The sequence below is a fragment of the Paenibacillus sp. YAF4_2 genome (assembly GCF_052113225.1).
Classification (GTDB): domain Bacteria; phylum Bacillota; class Bacilli; order Paenibacillales; family Paenibacillaceae; genus Pristimantibacillus.
On sequence record NZ_JBFRCT010000003.1, the window covers coordinates 540,903 to 555,566 of the forward strand.

General features: G+C 46.5%; 13 protein-coding genes and 1 tRNA gene. 13 read left to right on the top strand and 1 reads right to left on the bottom strand.

Annotation, left to right across the window (positions count from 1 at the left end):
• Window positions 1–113: 113 nt before the first annotated feature.
• The 3 genes from AB4Y93_RS09875 (at window position 114) to AB4Y93_RS09885 (ending at window position 1,983) form a co-directional block, all read left to right on the top strand.
• Window positions 114–455: a hypothetical protein gene (locus AB4Y93_RS09875; protein WP_441891364.1), complete on the top strand. Its 342-nt coding sequence runs from the start codon at window positions 114–116 to the stop codon at window positions 453–455.
• Between the two features lie 180 nt (window positions 456–635).
• On the top strand, window positions 636–1,241 hold the full coding sequence (locus tag AB4Y93_RS09880; RefSeq protein ID WP_441891366.1) for an AAA family ATPase: 606 nt from the start codon (window positions 636–638) through the stop codon (window positions 1,239–1,241).
• Window positions 1,242–1,338: 97 nt separating this feature from the next.
• Window positions 1,339–1,983 (top strand): family 43 glycosylhydrolase, encoded by a 645-nt coding sequence (locus tag AB4Y93_RS09885; RefSeq protein ID WP_441891368.1) that lies wholly within the window; start codon window positions 1,339–1,341, stop codon window positions 1,981–1,983.
• A 78-nt stretch (window positions 1,984–2,061) separates the two neighbouring features.
• On the opposite strand, the gene AB4Y93_RS09890 is transcribed toward AB4Y93_RS09885, so the two are convergent.
• A tRNA-Arg gene (locus AB4Y93_RS09890) sits at window positions 2,062–2,138 on the bottom strand.
• Between the two features lie 228 nt (window positions 2,139–2,366).
• Here AB4Y93_RS09890 and AB4Y93_RS09895 point away from each other — a divergent pair.
• The 10 genes from AB4Y93_RS09895 to speD all read left to right on the top strand — a co-directional run bounded on the left by AB4Y93_RS09895 (window position 2,367) and on the right by speD (window position 14,569).
• On the top strand, window positions 2,367–3,326 hold the full coding sequence (locus AB4Y93_RS09895) for a hypothetical protein (protein ID WP_441891370.1): 960 nt from the start codon (window positions 2,367–2,369) through the stop codon (window positions 3,324–3,326).
• Between the two features lie 87 nt (window positions 3,327–3,413).
• Entirely contained in the window at window positions 3,414–4,718 is a 1,305-nt protein-coding gene (gene tig, locus AB4Y93_RS09900) for a trigger factor (RefSeq protein WP_441891372.1), read from the top strand.
• 244 nt (window positions 4,719–4,962) lie between these two features.
• Entirely contained in the window at window positions 4,963–5,550 is a 588-nt protein-coding gene (clpP, locus tag AB4Y93_RS09905; RefSeq protein WP_251656292.1) for an ATP-dependent Clp endopeptidase proteolytic subunit ClpP, read from the top strand.
• A gap of 26 nt (window positions 5,551–5,576) precedes the next feature.
• Complete coding sequence (gene clpX, locus AB4Y93_RS09910) at window positions 5,577–6,836, top strand: ATP-dependent protease ATP-binding subunit ClpX (protein WP_167280200.1); 1,260 nt, start codon at window positions 5,577–5,579, stop codon at window positions 6,834–6,836.
• Window positions 6,837–6,926: 90 nt separating this feature from the next.
• Window positions 6,927–8,036, top strand: coding sequence for a flavodoxin-dependent (E)-4-hydroxy-3-methylbut-2-enyl-diphosphate synthase (gene ispG / locus AB4Y93_RS09915; RefSeq protein WP_441891375.1), 1,110 nt, complete (start codon window positions 6,927–6,929; stop codon window positions 8,034–8,036).
• Window positions 8,037–8,203: 167 nt separating this feature from the next.
• Window positions 8,204–9,907 carry an ATP-dependent protease LonB gene (gene lonB, locus AB4Y93_RS09920; protein WP_441891377.1) on the top strand — a complete coding sequence of 568 codons (1,704 nt, stop codon included), beginning with the start codon at window positions 8,204–8,206 and terminating at the stop codon, window positions 9,905–9,907.
• Between the two features lie 36 nt (window positions 9,908–9,943).
• Entirely contained in the window at window positions 9,944–12,436 is a 2,493-nt protein-coding gene (gene lon / locus AB4Y93_RS09925; protein WP_441891379.1) for an endopeptidase La, read from the top strand.
• Window positions 12,433–13,020 (top strand): ribosome biogenesis GTP-binding protein YihA/YsxC, encoded by a 588-nt coding sequence (gene yihA / locus AB4Y93_RS09930; protein ID WP_441891381.1) that lies wholly within the window; start codon window positions 12,433–12,435, stop codon window positions 13,018–13,020. Before lon ends, yihA begins: the two co-directional genes overlap by 4 nt.
• A gap of 198 nt (window positions 13,021–13,218) precedes the next feature.
• Window positions 13,219–13,809: a non-ribosomal peptide synthetase module gene (locus AB4Y93_RS09935; RefSeq protein ID WP_441891383.1), complete on the top strand. Its 591-nt coding sequence runs from the start codon at window positions 13,219–13,221 to the stop codon at window positions 13,807–13,809.
• A 361-nt stretch (window positions 13,810–14,170) separates the two neighbouring features.
• On the top strand, window positions 14,171–14,569 hold the full coding sequence (gene speD, locus AB4Y93_RS09940; RefSeq protein WP_441891385.1) for an adenosylmethionine decarboxylase: 399 nt from the start codon (window positions 14,171–14,173) through the stop codon (window positions 14,567–14,569).
• Window positions 14,570–14,664 lie beyond the last annotated feature (95 nt).

Below are 14,664 nucleotides of genomic sequence, written 5' to 3' on the forward strand. Positions count from 1 at the left end.
CTGCTGGACTCCAGTAGCAATAATATCCGTTATATGCTGAAAAAAGGCATAAAATGTCTGTCCGCTAGGGGATGCTAAGAGAGCATGTCTTAAAAAGGAGCTGAAAATAACGCATGTCAGTCGATGAACGAAAAAAATATTATGTCTCGGTCCAGGCCGGACAAATTTTGGAGGATCAGGGTGCAGCTTCGTATGAGCTGGAGATCCTGGCAAACAACGAGGAGTTCAACCAGCTTCAAGTGATGTTCGAGGATTTGTCCAGCATGGATAATGCCATTACGGGTCATTTCAATTACGAATTTGGCACCCATCTATCGCAAACCGGTGACAGCCGGATGAATGGTGGATACGATGCGATCTTGCACGATATCTATTTATTTATTCACGAGCATGGGACCCCATCCACCCAGAAGCACGTTGAATCTATGGGATTATTGGATCCTGGCAGATTATAAAAATGAAACGCAAGGATAATGAGCACCGGAAGCGACGGTTTAGCGCTATGCGGGCATTATCCTTTTTTTGTAAGCTGATTGTCGGAAACTAACGGATTTTGTAACCTTTGTGATACCTTTATTGGGCGAGGAGTGGTACAATGGGAGGATAAACTAGTTTCATAGTGGAGGCATCAGGCATTGCAAAAGTTAGTGTTTTTCGTTGGTGTAGCAGGTACAGGCAAGACAACCGTTGCAAGAAAATTATCGGAGCGTATTCCGGCTGCTTTTCTTGATCGTGATACGGTAGGCGGACGATTCGTAGAGGCGATGCTGGAAATTAACGGCCTCGACAAGAACGACCGTGATTCGGACTTCTATAAACAAAACCTTCGTGATTTGGAATATGATACGACTAAGGATATTTGTATTGAGAACTTGGCTGCAGGCCAGAACGTATTTATGATTTCTCCGTTCACAGCCGAGCTTAAGAATAGAGTATGGATCGAAGAAGTTATTTCAGCTGCAGGTCTGACCAAAGATCAGGTGGACGTTAAGGTAATCGTAGTCACCCTTGAGAATATCGAACTGCAGAAAAATCGCATTATCGGGCGTCAAACGGAGCGTGATCAATGGAAATTGGACCATTGGTCGAATTTTGAGAAACGTGTAGCTTTTGTTCCTGAAATTAATTGGGATATCCCGCAATCTTCCATTCTTGTATATGATAACAGCGGTGAGATGAGCGGCGAGCAAGTGGAGACGCTTTATCAATTCGTAACAGACAAAGCAGTTACAACGGTATAAACATATAGGACGAGGCCCTGAGCAGAGGCATCGTCTTTTTTTATATAGATGAACAAAAAAACAAATTGCGCTTGGACACGCGCTTATTACGAATGATATGACGCCTAATACAACGGCATGGGGCGATATTGACCCAACTGTTTTTGTGGATGATGACGGGCAGGCTTATTTGTACTGGGGCAATGATGCTTTGTTTTATGCCAAGCTTAACAGCGACATGACTTCTCTTAACGGTTCAATTGTTTCCGTTCCTTTGACAACTGCGGCATTTGGTCCCGACTATACGATAGCTCCATGGCTTCATAAACGTAACGGGGTGTATTATCTCTCCTATGCATCCGGCTGGCCGGAATCCATCTCTTACTCAACAAGCACCAGCCCAACAGGGCCGTGGACATACAAGGGCGTCATTCAGCCTGCAATCCCTACAAGTGGGACAATACATCAAGCGATTATCGACTATAAAGGACAGTCCTACTTTATATCCCATAACGGTGCATTAGCGACGGGGGGAGATTACAGACGTTCGGTCGTCATTGAGAAGTTTACTTATAATGTGGACGGTACAATTCCGACCATTTTCCAAACCTCAACCGGGATTAACGGGGTCAAAAACAGGCTTCAGTCGTATAATTTCCCAACAAGATATATTAGACACAATAATTATGTGCTCAAGCTGGACCCGATAAGTACCGACACAGAGAAACAGGATGCTACTTCAAGATTGTTAATTAAAAGGTAAAAAAACAGCAAAAAACCCGCAAATCCTTGGGTATCAAGGTTTTGCGGGTTTTATTAATTGTCATTATGTTTGGGAAAATGGCGTCCCAGGAGGGATTCGAACCCCCGACCGCACGCTTAGAAGGCGTGTGCTCTATCCGGCTGAGCTACTGGGACACGTAAGAATGAGTATATCATGCAATTGCATGAGTTGGCAATAGGTAATTTTAAAAATTTTAGAGTGAATGAAGGGAATAGAAGCTTCATCTATGTTTACTAAAGCCCGCGAAAAAAATTCGCTTGGTAAATATAGCATAAGCCTACTCGAAAAATCAAGACTCGTGAATGCATTGTTTTTATATTAGCATGTAACGTGATATAATCTAACGCAAGCAATAGGCACGAATGAAGCGGTTTGACCGACAAGGCGGTGATACCATAACTACACCAGATAACGTTTATTTATTTCCGAAGATGCTGGATCATTATCAAATTCAGCTCACCCGGATGCTGGAATCCGAGCAATATGGCGAAGCCAAAAATTTACTCCGCTTTCTTCTGCAATGCCGCGGCGAGGATGAACGGCATTACGAAGAATGGAGAAGCCTTCTAACCTGGCTTGATATGGCGTTTCCCGGATCAGATTCCGAAGGAGCCGTTCTGCCTGGCGGCCAGGATGATGAAGGAGTCAGCGAAGAGAGCTTTCGCGAGCAGCTGCTGAATCCGCCGGAGCAGGATGAGGCATACATTAAGCAGGTGCTCTATATCATGGAGCATCATCCAATGATTGACCAGCAAATATTGGCATTGGAACGAGCAGCATACATACACTCGCCTGAGATTGATCAGGTAATGGTAGAATGGCTGACTAGCGGCAAGGCCATTCATCCTGTTGTACAGTTTAAGGCGCTGCAATGCCTACGTAAGCGGGAAATATCCGGTCAGCTGTCACTGGATCGGATGGGCGAGAGAGTAGAGCTCGACATTGAATCTACACCACTTGCACTTGATGATTTTCCAAGGCCAGTCATCCGGATTCTTGAACGAGTGGAAGCTGTGACGGAAGCAGATGATCCTACACTGCCTCATTTTGCCAAAGAATTGTGGAAAGAAAGTCTCCAATTTTTGTATGGAACCACATCCTATCAATGGATGCTCCGAGAGGATGAAGAGACAGTCGACAGCTATGCAGCGGCGCTCCATCTCACGCTGTTACTGACGGTTTACGGCTCTGCCAATGATGATGATGTCCGGGAAGCCTACGGCATAACCGAGCCATTAAGATTCAGATATGAGCAGGCTTGCAGGACACTTCGGCAGGTCGCTGCGATGCAGCAATCTACAGAAGATGATCATCAGCCTTGAAATGATGGCGCAGGTTGATTATAATAGAGTGGTTTATGAAGCGAATACTAATTGGCGTGATGCGTATTTTGGAGGGGAAAGCATAAAATGAAAGCAACTTGGGAAAAAATAGACAAGAACCTCGTATCGATCGATGTTGAGGTTGAAGCTGAGAAAGTCGCTGCAGCGCTTGATCAAGCATTTAAGAAAGTCGTACAAAAGGTAAACGTACCTGGCTTCCGTAAAGGTAAAGTGCCACGGGCAATGTTCGAATCCCGTTTCGGCGTGGAAAGCCTGTACCAGGATGCAATTGACATCCTGTTGCCTACAGCTTATGAAGAAGCAGTTAAAGTTACGGAACAACGTCCTGTTGACCGTCCTGAGATTGATGTTGAACAATTCGCTAAAGGCGAAACGTTCAAATTTAAAGCAAAAGTTATCGTTCGTCCAGAAGTTACTCTTGGCGAATACAAGGGTCTGGAAATTCCATCCTTTGAAGCTGAAGTCAGCGACGAAGAAGTAAACGCTGAACTTGAGCGTCTGCAACAACGTCATGCTGAGCTGACTGTCCTTGAAGAAGGCGCTGCAGAGCAAGGCGACATCACTGTAATCGACTTTGACGGCTATGTAGACGGCGAAGCATTCGACGGCGGTAAAGCTGAAGCTTACTCGCTTGAAATTGGTTCAGGTTCGTTCATCCCTGGCTTCGAAGATCAAGTAGTTGGTATGCAAACTGGCGATTTCAAGGATATTGAAGTAACATTCCCTGAATCGTACCATGCAGAAAACCTGGCTGGTAAACAGGCTGTATTCAAAGTGAAGCTGCATGAAATCAAACGTAAAAACCTGCCGGCTCTTGACGATGAGTTTGCTAAAGATGTCAGCGAATTCGATACGCTTGAAGAGTACAAGCAGGATCTTGTCTCCAAGCTGAAAGAAAGCAAAGAGAACGAAGCAGAACGTAACCTGCAAAATGCTGTAATCGAGAAAGCGGCTGAAGCTTCTGAAGTAGAAGTTCCAGAACCAATGATCAATACAGAAGTTGACTTCATGCTTCGCGACTTCGAGAACCGTCTTCGCATGCAAGGCATGAACATCGACCTGTACTATCAATTCTCCGGTCAAAGCGAAGCAGTTCTGCGCGACCAAATGAAGAGCGATGCTGAGAAACGCGTTCGCAACAACCTGGTTCTGAATGCAATTGCGAAAGCAGAAGGCGTTCAAGTATCCGAAGAAGACGTGAACGAAGAACTCGAATCGTTGTCGAAAGCATACAACCGCCCAGCGGCTGAACTTCGCGGCATCTTCGAGCAAAACGGTCAAATCGACAGCTTGAAAGAAGACATTGAGCTTCGTAAAACGATTGAATTCCTCGTTGAAAACAGCAAAACAGCTGAAGTAGCTGGAGCGTAATCGTCTCAAACTTTCAAATTGAATAAATACGAAGAAAAGGCACGTCATCGTCAGATACGTGCCTTCTTTTCACCCTACATAACTGAAGTGCTTTTAAAATGGAGAAAGAATCTCCGTACATATCGAGCGTAGCTCACCGTATACTGTATTACTGTATTACTTGGAAAAATGACATTGCTCATTTGACGTGATACAATAGAAAACATGAAATAAAATAAGTCCCAAAAGAAAAGAGGTTGGTCGCATGAATCTGGTACCTATCGTAGTTGAACAAACGAATCGCGGAGAACGGTCTTACGATATTTACTCGCGCTTATTGAAGGACAGAATCATTTTTCTCGGGAGCGCTATTGATGATGACGTAGCAAATTCAGTTATCGCACAGCTGCTTTTTCTGGCGGCCGACGATCCGGAGAAAGACATCCACTTGTATATAAATTCCCCAGGCGGCTCGGTAACGGCCGGTATGGCTATTTATGATACGATGCAATATATTAAGCCTGATGTGTCCACGATTTGTATGGGCATGGCAGCAAGCATGGGTTCGCTTCTCCTTACGGCTGGCGCGAAAGGCAAGCGTTTCGCCCTTCCTAATGCAGAAGTCATGATTCATCAGCCGCTTGGCGGCGTTCGTGGTCAGGCATCGGATATTAAGATCCACGCAGATTGGATCCTGAAGACGAAGCAAAAGCTGAATCAAATCTATGTGGAACGTACCGGTCAGCCTTATGAGAAGATCGACCGCGATACTGACCGCGATAATTTCATGAGCGCGGAAGATGCGCTGAATTATGGTTTGATTGACAGAGTAATAACAACTCCGGTATCGTAAGGATTTAATCGAAGGGGTGAAAAAGTATGTTTAAATTCAATGATGAAAAAGGTCAATTGAAATGCTCGTTCTGCGGTAAATCGCAAGAACAAGTACGTAAATTGGTAGCCGGTCCCGGCGTATATATATGCGATGAATGTATCGAGCTTTGCACAGAAATCGTAGAAGAGGAGCTCGGCCATGAGGAAGAGCTTGATCTGAAGGATATCCCGAAACCAAAAGATATCCGTGCGATTCTTGACTCGTATGTCATCGGACAAGAATTTGCAAAGAAATCCCTTTCTGTTGCGGTCTATAACCACTACAAACGGATTAACTCGCAAAGTAAGATCGAAGACGTTGAGCTTCAAAAAAGTAACATCCTTCTCGTAGGCCCTACTGGCTCGGGTAAAACGCTGCTAGCTCAAACAATGGCTAAAATTTTGAACGTACCGTTTGCAATTGCGGATGCAACATCGCTGACGGAAGCCGGTTATGTCGGTGAAGACGTTGAAAATATTTTGCTCAAGCTTATTCAAGCTGCAGACTACGATGTGGAGAAGGCCGAGCGTGGCATTATCTATATCGATGAGATTGATAAAGTAGCTCGTAAGTCTGAAAACCCGTCCATTACAAGAGATGTATCGGGCGAAGGCGTTCAGCAAGCACTGCTCAAAATTCTCGAAGGCACGGTTGCCTCTGTTCCACCGCAAGGCGGACGTAAGCATCCGCATCAAGAGTTTATTCAAATTGATACAACTAACATTCTGTTCATCTGCGGCGGCGCATTTGATGGTCTGGAATCGCTCATTAAACGCCGGATCGGCAAAAAAGTGATCGGTTTCAGTTCGACGGGTGAACTGCAAAAAGATCTGAAACCAGGCGAGTATTTGTCGATGGTTCTGCCTGAAGACTTGCTCAAATTTGGTTTGATCCCAGAGTTCGTAGGCCGTTTGCCGGTTATTTCGACTTTGGAGCCGCTTGATGAAGATGCTTTGATGCGTATTTTGTCTGAGCCTAAGAATGCTTTGGTGAAGCAATACCAGAAGCTGCTTGAGATGGATAACGTAAAGCTCGACTTTGAGCCTGCTGCTCTTGAAGAAATCGCGAAAGAAGCGATTAAACGGAACACGGGGGCTCGCGGCTTGCGTGCTATTATCGAAGGCATCATGCTGGAAGTTATGTATGAAGTCCCTTCGCGTGATGATGTGAATACTTGTCTCATTACGGAGAAAACCGTAAAAGACAAAATCATGCCGGAGCTTACAGCCAAGAAGGGCAACAAGAAAAAAGAAGAGAGCGCCTAAGTTCATTACCGTCATCGCTTCCACCCCTAGACCGCGGATTTTTTCGCTCGTCAAAGGGTGGACTTTGACGTTCATGGGAGAGATCATTTTATGTATTTGCGCAAGGATACTGTGCCGGTCAAAGTCGGCAACTTAACAATTGGCGGCAGCAATGAAGTCATCATTCAGAGTATGTGTACAACGAAGACGGCTGATGTAGAGGCTACAGTAGCCGAGATCTTGCGTCTGGAAGAAGCCGGCTGCCAGATTGTACGGGTAACGGTTAACAATAAAGAAGCTGCTGAAGCGATCAAGGAAATCAAGAAACGGATTCATATTCCGCTCGTTGCGGATATTCATTTCGATTATCGTCTCGCGCTGCAAGCTATTGAGAATGGCATTGATAAAGTTCGGATTAATCCAGGTAATATCGGCCGCCGCGAGAAAGTAGAGGCTGTCGTTAAAGCTTGTAAGGAACGCGGTATTCCGATCCGGATCGGCGTTAACGCCGGCTCACTCGAGAATCATCTATTGGAAAAATACGGATATCCGACACCGGAAGCGATGGTGGAGAGCGCGCTCTTTCATATCGGGATCCTGGAAGAGCTGGATTTCCACGACATTATCGTGTCATTGAAGGCTTCCGACGTGCCGATGGCTATTGCGGCTTACAGCATGGCAGCGGAGAAAATCAAGTATCCGCTTCACCTTGGTATTACAGAGGCTGGAACGCTTCATACGGGAACGATCAAGAGTTCGGCAGGCATCGGTGCGCTGCTGGCATTGGGCATCGGTAATACGGTGCRCATCAGCTTAAGTGCAGATCCGGTTGAAGAAGTGAAAGTAGCACGCGAGCTGCTCAAAACGTTTGGTCTTATTACGAATGCAGCAACACTGATTTCGTGTCCGACATGTGGACGTCTTGATATTGATCTCTTCTCTATCGCTAACGAAGTGGAGGAGTATATCTCGAAGCTGAAGGTGCCGATTAAGGTGTCTGTCCTTGGCTGTGCCGTAAATGGTCCTGGTGAGGCTCGTGAAGCGGATATCGGGATTGCTGGTGCCCGCGGCGAAGGCATGTTGTTCCGCTATGGAGAGATGATTCGCAAGGTACCGGAAGCGGAGCTGCTTAACGAGCTGAAGAAAGAAATCGACGTGATTGTGCGTGCCTTTGAAGAGACAGGAGAGATTCCTGGACGCAAGAATCATGCTCATGCATAATGACTCTCAATAACTTAACGAAGAGGTATTCCTTAGCTGCCTTTAGAGGCAGGATATAGGAATACCTCTTTTTTCTTCTTTAAGCGATTATTCCCTGCGGCAAGGGGCAATACTACCAATTACGTACTCTTTTGCCGGATGATTTGCTTTGAGAGGAGAAGATATTGATGAGTTTAAGTATGGTATTAATGCTGATTCAAGTCTTTTTTGCTGTGGTTATTGGTTTATATTTCTGGAATTTACTGCGTAATCAGAAGACGAACCGCTCGGCGGTCGATCGGGAATCACGCAAGGAGATGGATAAGCTTCGTAAGCTGCGCTCCATTTCGCTTACGAAGCCACTTGCGGAGAAAACACGTCCGCAGGCGATGCAGGACATCGTGGGTCAAATAGACGGCCTTCGTGCGCTCAAGGCAGCGCTCTGCAGTGCTAATCCGCAGCATGTTATTATTTATGGACCACCAGGTGTTGGGAAGACGGCAGCTGCACGTGTTGTTTTGGAAGAGGCGAAGAAGAACCCATCCTCACCTTTCCTGACGGAAGCGAAATTTACCGAGATTGATGCAACAACGGCGCGGTTTGATGAGCGCGGGATCGCCGACCCTCTGATTGGTTCCGTTCATGATCCTATTTATCAAGGCGCCGGCGCCATGGGGGTAGCAGGAATTCCTCAGCCGAAGCCAGGTGCAGTAACGAAGGCGCATGGCGGGATTCTGTTTATCGATGAAATCGGTGAATTGCATCCAATTCAAATGAATAAGCTGTTAAAAGTACTGGAAGATCGCAAAGTGTTTCTGGAGAGCGCTTATTACAATTCGGAGGATGCGAATATTCCGGTCTATATCCATGATATATTCCAGAACGGCCTGCCTGCTGACTTTAGGCTTGTTGGTGCGACAACACGTTCACCTCAGGATCTGCCACCGGCAATTCGTTCCCGCTGTATGGAGATTTATTTCCGGCCCCTCCTGGCAAGTGAAATTGCTTCAATTGCAGAAAATGCAATTAAAAAGATTGGTTTTGGCCCTTGCCCGGACGCAGTTGATGTGGTGAAAAAGTATGCGACCAACGGACGGGAAGCGGTTAATGTTATTCAATTGGCAGCAGGTATTGCTTTATCGGAGAAACGTGACACAATTACTGGTGCAGATGTGGAATGGGTGGTTAACAGCAGTCAAATTCCACCGCGTCCTGACCGTAAAATACCAGATGCCCCTCAGGTCGGCTTCGTGAATGGACTCGCGGTATACGGTCCTAACATGGGCACCTTGCTTGAAATCGAAGTCAGTGCTATTCCGGTCGCTACAGGCAAAGGACAATATACCATTACAGGTGTAGTGGAAGAGGAAGAGCTGGGAGGCGGCTCCCGTACCCTCAGAAGAAAAAGTATGGCTAAGGGCTCGGTTGAAAATGTATTGACCATGCTCCGCCGTTACGGTCTCAACCCGCAAGACTATGATCTGCATATTAACTTCCCAGGCGGTACGCCAATTGATGGTCCATCTGCTGGTGTGGCTATGGCGACGGCCATTGCGTCTGCTATTAAAGAGATACCGATTGACAACAAGCTGGCGATGACGGGCGAGGTTGGTATTCATGGCAATGTGAAGCCGGTTGGCGGCGTTCTTGCCAAGGTTGAAGCAGCTTTCCAAGCTGGTGCAGATACGGTTATCATTCCGCGTGAGAACTGGCAGGCGATTTTTGCAGGATTGGAAGGGCTTAAGGTTATACCGGTAGATCGGGTAGATGAAGTGTTTAGATACGTATTTCCAATCGGCGACACGGTTGTCGCAGAGGTGGAAAACCATGTAAGTTCCGATCTTTTTATCGCTTCAGGCGTTCCCTATTTGCAGGCGGATTCCGTGGAATGATAAAATAAGGTATTCGAAACAATTGGAGGTGCTGGTGTGGGATCCGGAAAAACGAAAGGCCGGCGGCTTCCCCTGCTTCCGTTAAGGGGGCTGCTTGTATATCCCAGCATGGTGCTCCACCTTGATGTGGGAAGGGACAAATCGGTAAGAGCACTTGAGAAAGCAATGATCGATGATCATATGATTCTCTTGTGCTCCCAATCCGAAGTCAATATTGAAGAGCCTACTGAGGACGATATTTACCGCGTCGGCACCATTGCGAAAGTCAGACAAATGCTCAAGCTGCCAAATGGTACAATCCGGGTTCTTGTTGAAGGTGTTGTAAGAGCCGAGATTGTGGATTACGTACCTAACGAACAGTTTTATGAGGTTTCAGTAATTGAGCTTCCTGAACCTGAGACAGATGATCCAGAAGTGGATGCGCTCATGCGGTCGGTGCTCAGTCAGTTTGAGCATTACATTACACTGTCGAAGAAGGTTACGCCAGAGACGCTGGCAGCTGTATCTGACATTGATGAACCTGGCCGGCTTGCCGATGTCATTACGAGCCATCTGTCGCTGAAGATCAAAGATAAGCAGGATATCCTTGAGACCATTGATGTACGTGAACGGTTGGAGCGGCTGCTTGATATTCTGAATAACGAACGTGAAGTGCTGGAGCTCGAGCGCAAGATTAACCAACGCGTCAAGAAGCAAATGGAGAAGACGCAGAAGGAATATTATTTGCGTGAGCAGATGAAGGCGATTCAGAAGGAGCTTGGCGAGAAAGAAGGCCGTGCGGGTGAAGTTGAAGAACTTCGTAACCAATTGGCTGAAGCAGGAGTGCCGGATCTCGTAAGAGAAAAGGTTGAGAAGGAAATCGACCGTCTGGAGAAAATGCCTGCAACCTCCGCCGAGGGCGGCGTTATTCGCAATTATATCGATTGGTTATTAGCTCTTCCATGGAGCAAGCATACGGAAGATGATCTTTCCTTAAGCAAAGCGGAAGACATCTTGAATAATGACCATTACGGTCTTGAGAAGCCGAAGGAACGTGTGCTTGAATATTTGGCGGTACAGCAGCTTGTGAAGAAGATGAAAGGGCCGATCCTCTGCCTTGTAGGGCCTCCAGGTGTCGGGAAAACCTCTCTCGCTCGCTCCATCGCCAAATCTCTTGACCGCAAATTTGTGCGGATTTCGCTTGGCGGTGTTCGTGATGAAGCGGAAATCCGCGGTCATCGCCGAACTTATGTCGGTGCAATGCCTGGCCGGATCATTCAGGGGATGAAGACGGCAGGTTCGTATAATCCAGTCTTCCTGCTTGACGAGATTGATAAGATGGCAAGTGATTTCCGTGGAGATCCTTCATCTGCCTTACTTGAGGTGCTTGATCCCGAGCAGAACAATACGTTTAGCGATCATTTCATCGAAGTACCGTTTGATTTATCGAATGTGATGTTCGTTACAACGGCTAACTCGATGCATAACATCCCTCGTCCGCTGCTGGATCGGATGGAAGTGCTGTATATCCCGGGATATACGGAACTGGAGAAGCAGCAGATTGCCGAGCGTTATTTGCTGCCGAAGCAGCGTAAGGAGCATGGGCTAACAGAAGACCAGCTTATCCTAGAGGATGAGGTAGTCCTTCAGCTTATCCGGGAGTATACGCGTGAGTCAGGTGTACGTAATCTGGAGCAGCAAGTGGCTGCTCTATGCCGTAAGGCTGCGAAGCATATCGTAGCTTCAGGCTTTGTACCGCGAACCACCAGTGAAGCGGAGGGCAGCTCCTATGAAGCGCCAGAGCTTAATACCCTTGAAGCGGCCTTTGGCTCAGATGCAGATGCAGATTCTGATGCCGTTAAGCAGCCTGTGGAAGCAGCGACTCCAACTCCATTAACGGTTACGCCGGAGCTTCTGAAAGAGTGGCTTGGCCCTGCGAAGTTCCGTCATGGCACTGCTGAGGCTGAGAATCAGATTGGCGCTGTAACGGGCCTTGCCTGGACCGAGGTAGGCGGCGATACACTTGTCATTGAAGTGACAGTTATGCCGGGAAGCGGTAAACTAACACTAACCGGCAAGCTCGGAGACGTTATGAAGGAGTCGGCTCAGGCAGCATTCAGCTACACTCGTTCCAAAGCGATTGAGCTGAATATCGATCCTAACTTCCACGAGAACAGGGATATCCATATTCATATCCCCGAAGGGGCGATACCGAAGGATGGCCCGTCGGCAGGTATTACGATGGCAACGGCACTTATCTCCGCTCTGACCAATAGGTACGTATCGAAGGAAGTGGCAATGACCGGTGAGATCACGCTCCGCGGAAGAGTGCTTCCAATTGGCGGATTGAAGGAGAAGTCGCTTGCCGCCCATCGTGCAGGCATCAAGAAGGTGCTTCTGCCAAAAGATAATGAACGCGACTTAAGTGATATCCCAGACAGTATTCGCAGTGAAATGACCTTTGTACCTGTCAGCCATATGGATGAAGTACTGCAGCACGCGCTGCTGCCGGTCAACACCGAAGAGAAAGCAGGAACAGTAATCGGATGAAAATTACACAGTCAGATTTTATAATAAGTGCAGTAAGACCAGAGCAATATCCAATTGACGCCTTGCCAGAGATCGCTCTGGCAGGGCGTTCCAATGTCGGTAAATCGTCTCTGATTAACAAATTGATTATGCGTAAAAACTTAGCAAGAACTAGCTCGCAGCCTGGCAAGACGCAGCAGCTTAACTATTATCGTGTGAATGAGATGGTTTATTTTGTCGATTTTCCAGGCTATGGTTATGCAAAAGTATCGAAGACGCAGCGTGAGTTGTTCGGTCAAATGATCGAGACTTATATTCGTGACCGTGAGGAATTGAAGCTGCAGCTTCTTGTTATCGATATGCGGCATGCGCCATCGAAGGATGACGTGCTCATGTATCACTGGCTGAAGCATTACAACGTGCCAACATGCATTGTTTGCACCAAGGCAGACAAAATTCCAAAAGGCAAATGGGACAAGCATGTTAAGGTTATTAAAGAGACTTTGGAAGCGGACCCCCGTGATCATGTCGTCATGTTTTCTTCGGAGACAGGGCTTGGACGCGACAGGTTGTGGGAAGTCATTACCGAGGCAATTGGCACATAACGGAGATAGATCAATAACTTCCTATATAATGGCGAGGATTCTGTAAGAAATGTTGTGTTCGTCGTGAAATCCACGGGATTTTTCAGAAATATGCGAGAATATCGAAGCTGGACGGCAGGAATAAAAAGCTCTGATCACGTATAATATACTTAGGAATTAAGAACACAAGCGTAAGTTTATAGAATTGAGGAGATTTTTATGGCTCAGCGGCTAGCCACAGAGTATGTAAGTGCCAAACTGCAATTGACGAGCGAAGAGATGAAGCAATTTATCCGTTTTTTCGATGACCAACAAGTATGTATGAATGTGAAGGTACTCGATAACGGAAACCAGGAGCTGGTTCTCGAAGACGTAGCAGGGAAGGAAGAGGTTACACTGACGTTTGAACGTCAGCAGAACCACTATGTATGTGAACTCTCTTGCCGCCTGATTCACCCCAAACTGACCAACGCTATGCGTAAAGCGGTAACTGCTTTCCATGGAGACGCAGTTGTCAATCGGATCTACAGCCATTATACGATGATCTATCATTATACAAACGGCAGCGTCCGCAAAATCGTTGAAAGCACATCGACTGGCACTCGGGTTGTATTCGAATATAAGGATACACTTGGCCAATTAGAGCGTGTGTTCCGCAGCCGCTTGATCGAACGTGAGATTGAACTGGTAAACAACGCGATTAACGAACTGCTTGATCTTCGCAATCAAACCAAGGATCGGTTGCAAATTACCGGTATCGATGAAAGGCTTTCGGTGCTGACTCGTAAGCTGTTTGTTCTAGAAGCCTGACCGTCCTATTAACAAGTGATGAGCCGCCTAGTGCGGCTCCTTTTTTTACATTTGTTCACGAAAAAAATAACAACAGGATGAACTCTGTGCATGGTACCTATTTCACTTCCGATACATACCTTGAATACGGGATTGGCGCACAAAAAGTTTTCGTATGTCCCGAAAAAAACAGTTGCAATTCTCCCCAATAGATGTTATTTTTAATCTCGTTGAAAACATTGGTCTAAACAAAATAGGAACCAGGATTCACTCAGGACATGGTTATGTTGCGAGAGATTATTCCCTCGGGAAGTGAATGACGTAGGTCCTAGCGGATGAAATTTTTTTAAACATTTTATTCCTAGGAAGGGGGAACCGGAAGATGGAATATTCAACTTTCGGAAGACACGTTGCTGTTGATACTTGGGGGGTAGACTTTGATCTACTGAACAATGCAGAATTTTTGCAAGCCCAAATGGTGGAGGCTGCTGAAGCATGCGGCGCGTCTGTACTATCGGTACAATCGAAACAATTTGAGCCTCAAGGAGCAACAGTGCTTGTACTGCTGTCTGAGAGTCACCTCTCGATTCACACTTATCCTGAGAAGGGATTTGCCGCTCTCGATTGCTACACATGCGGTGAAACCGTGGATCCACAGCTTGCAATTGACTACATGATCTCTGTATTGAAGCCAACAACGACTCATGCGAAGAAACTTGTTCGCGGTATGGGCGAGTTGAAGGTCGAAGAACCAAATATGAAACAAATTGAGCTTGTCTAAGCTATTAAATTGAAAAGATATAGAGATAACCATAGACTCCGGTCCATGGTTATTTTCTTTGTATAAACAGGGAATAATGGCAAAGAGGGTTTTCA

Coding starts and splice junctions, on each gene's coding strand:
- AB4Y93_RS09885 (WP_441891368.1), top strand. CDS start 1,339: ATGACGCCTAATACAACGGCATGGGGCGATATTGACCCAACTGTTTTT.
- AB4Y93_RS09875 (WP_441891364.1), top strand. CDS start 114: ATGTCAGTCGATGAACGAAAAAAATATTATGTCTCGGTCCAGGCCGGA.
- yihA (WP_441891381.1), top strand. CDS start 12,433: ATGAAAATTACACAGTCAGATTTTATAATAAGTGCAGTAAGACCAGAG.
- AB4Y93_RS09935 (WP_441891383.1), top strand. CDS start 13,219: ATGGCTCAGCGGCTAGCCACAGAGTATGTAAGTGCCAAACTGCAATTG.
- clpX (WP_167280200.1), top strand. CDS start 5,577: ATGTTTAAATTCAATGATGAAAAAGGTCAATTGAAATGCTCGTTCTGC.
- AB4Y93_RS09895 (WP_441891370.1), top strand. CDS start 2,367: ATGAAGCGGTTTGACCGACAAGGCGGTGATACCATAACTACACCAGAT.
- speD (WP_441891385.1), top strand. CDS start 14,171: ATGGAATATTCAACTTTCGGAAGACACGTTGCTGTTGATACTTGGGGG.
- tig (WP_441891372.1), top strand. CDS start 3,414: ATGAAAGCAACTTGGGAAAAAATAGACAAGAACCTCGTATCGATCGAT.
- lonB (WP_441891377.1), top strand. CDS start 8,204: ATGAGTTTAAGTATGGTATTAATGCTGATTCAAGTCTTTTTTGCTGTG.
- clpP (WP_251656292.1), top strand. CDS start 4,963: ATGAATCTGGTACCTATCGTAGTTGAACAAACGAATCGCGGAGAACGG.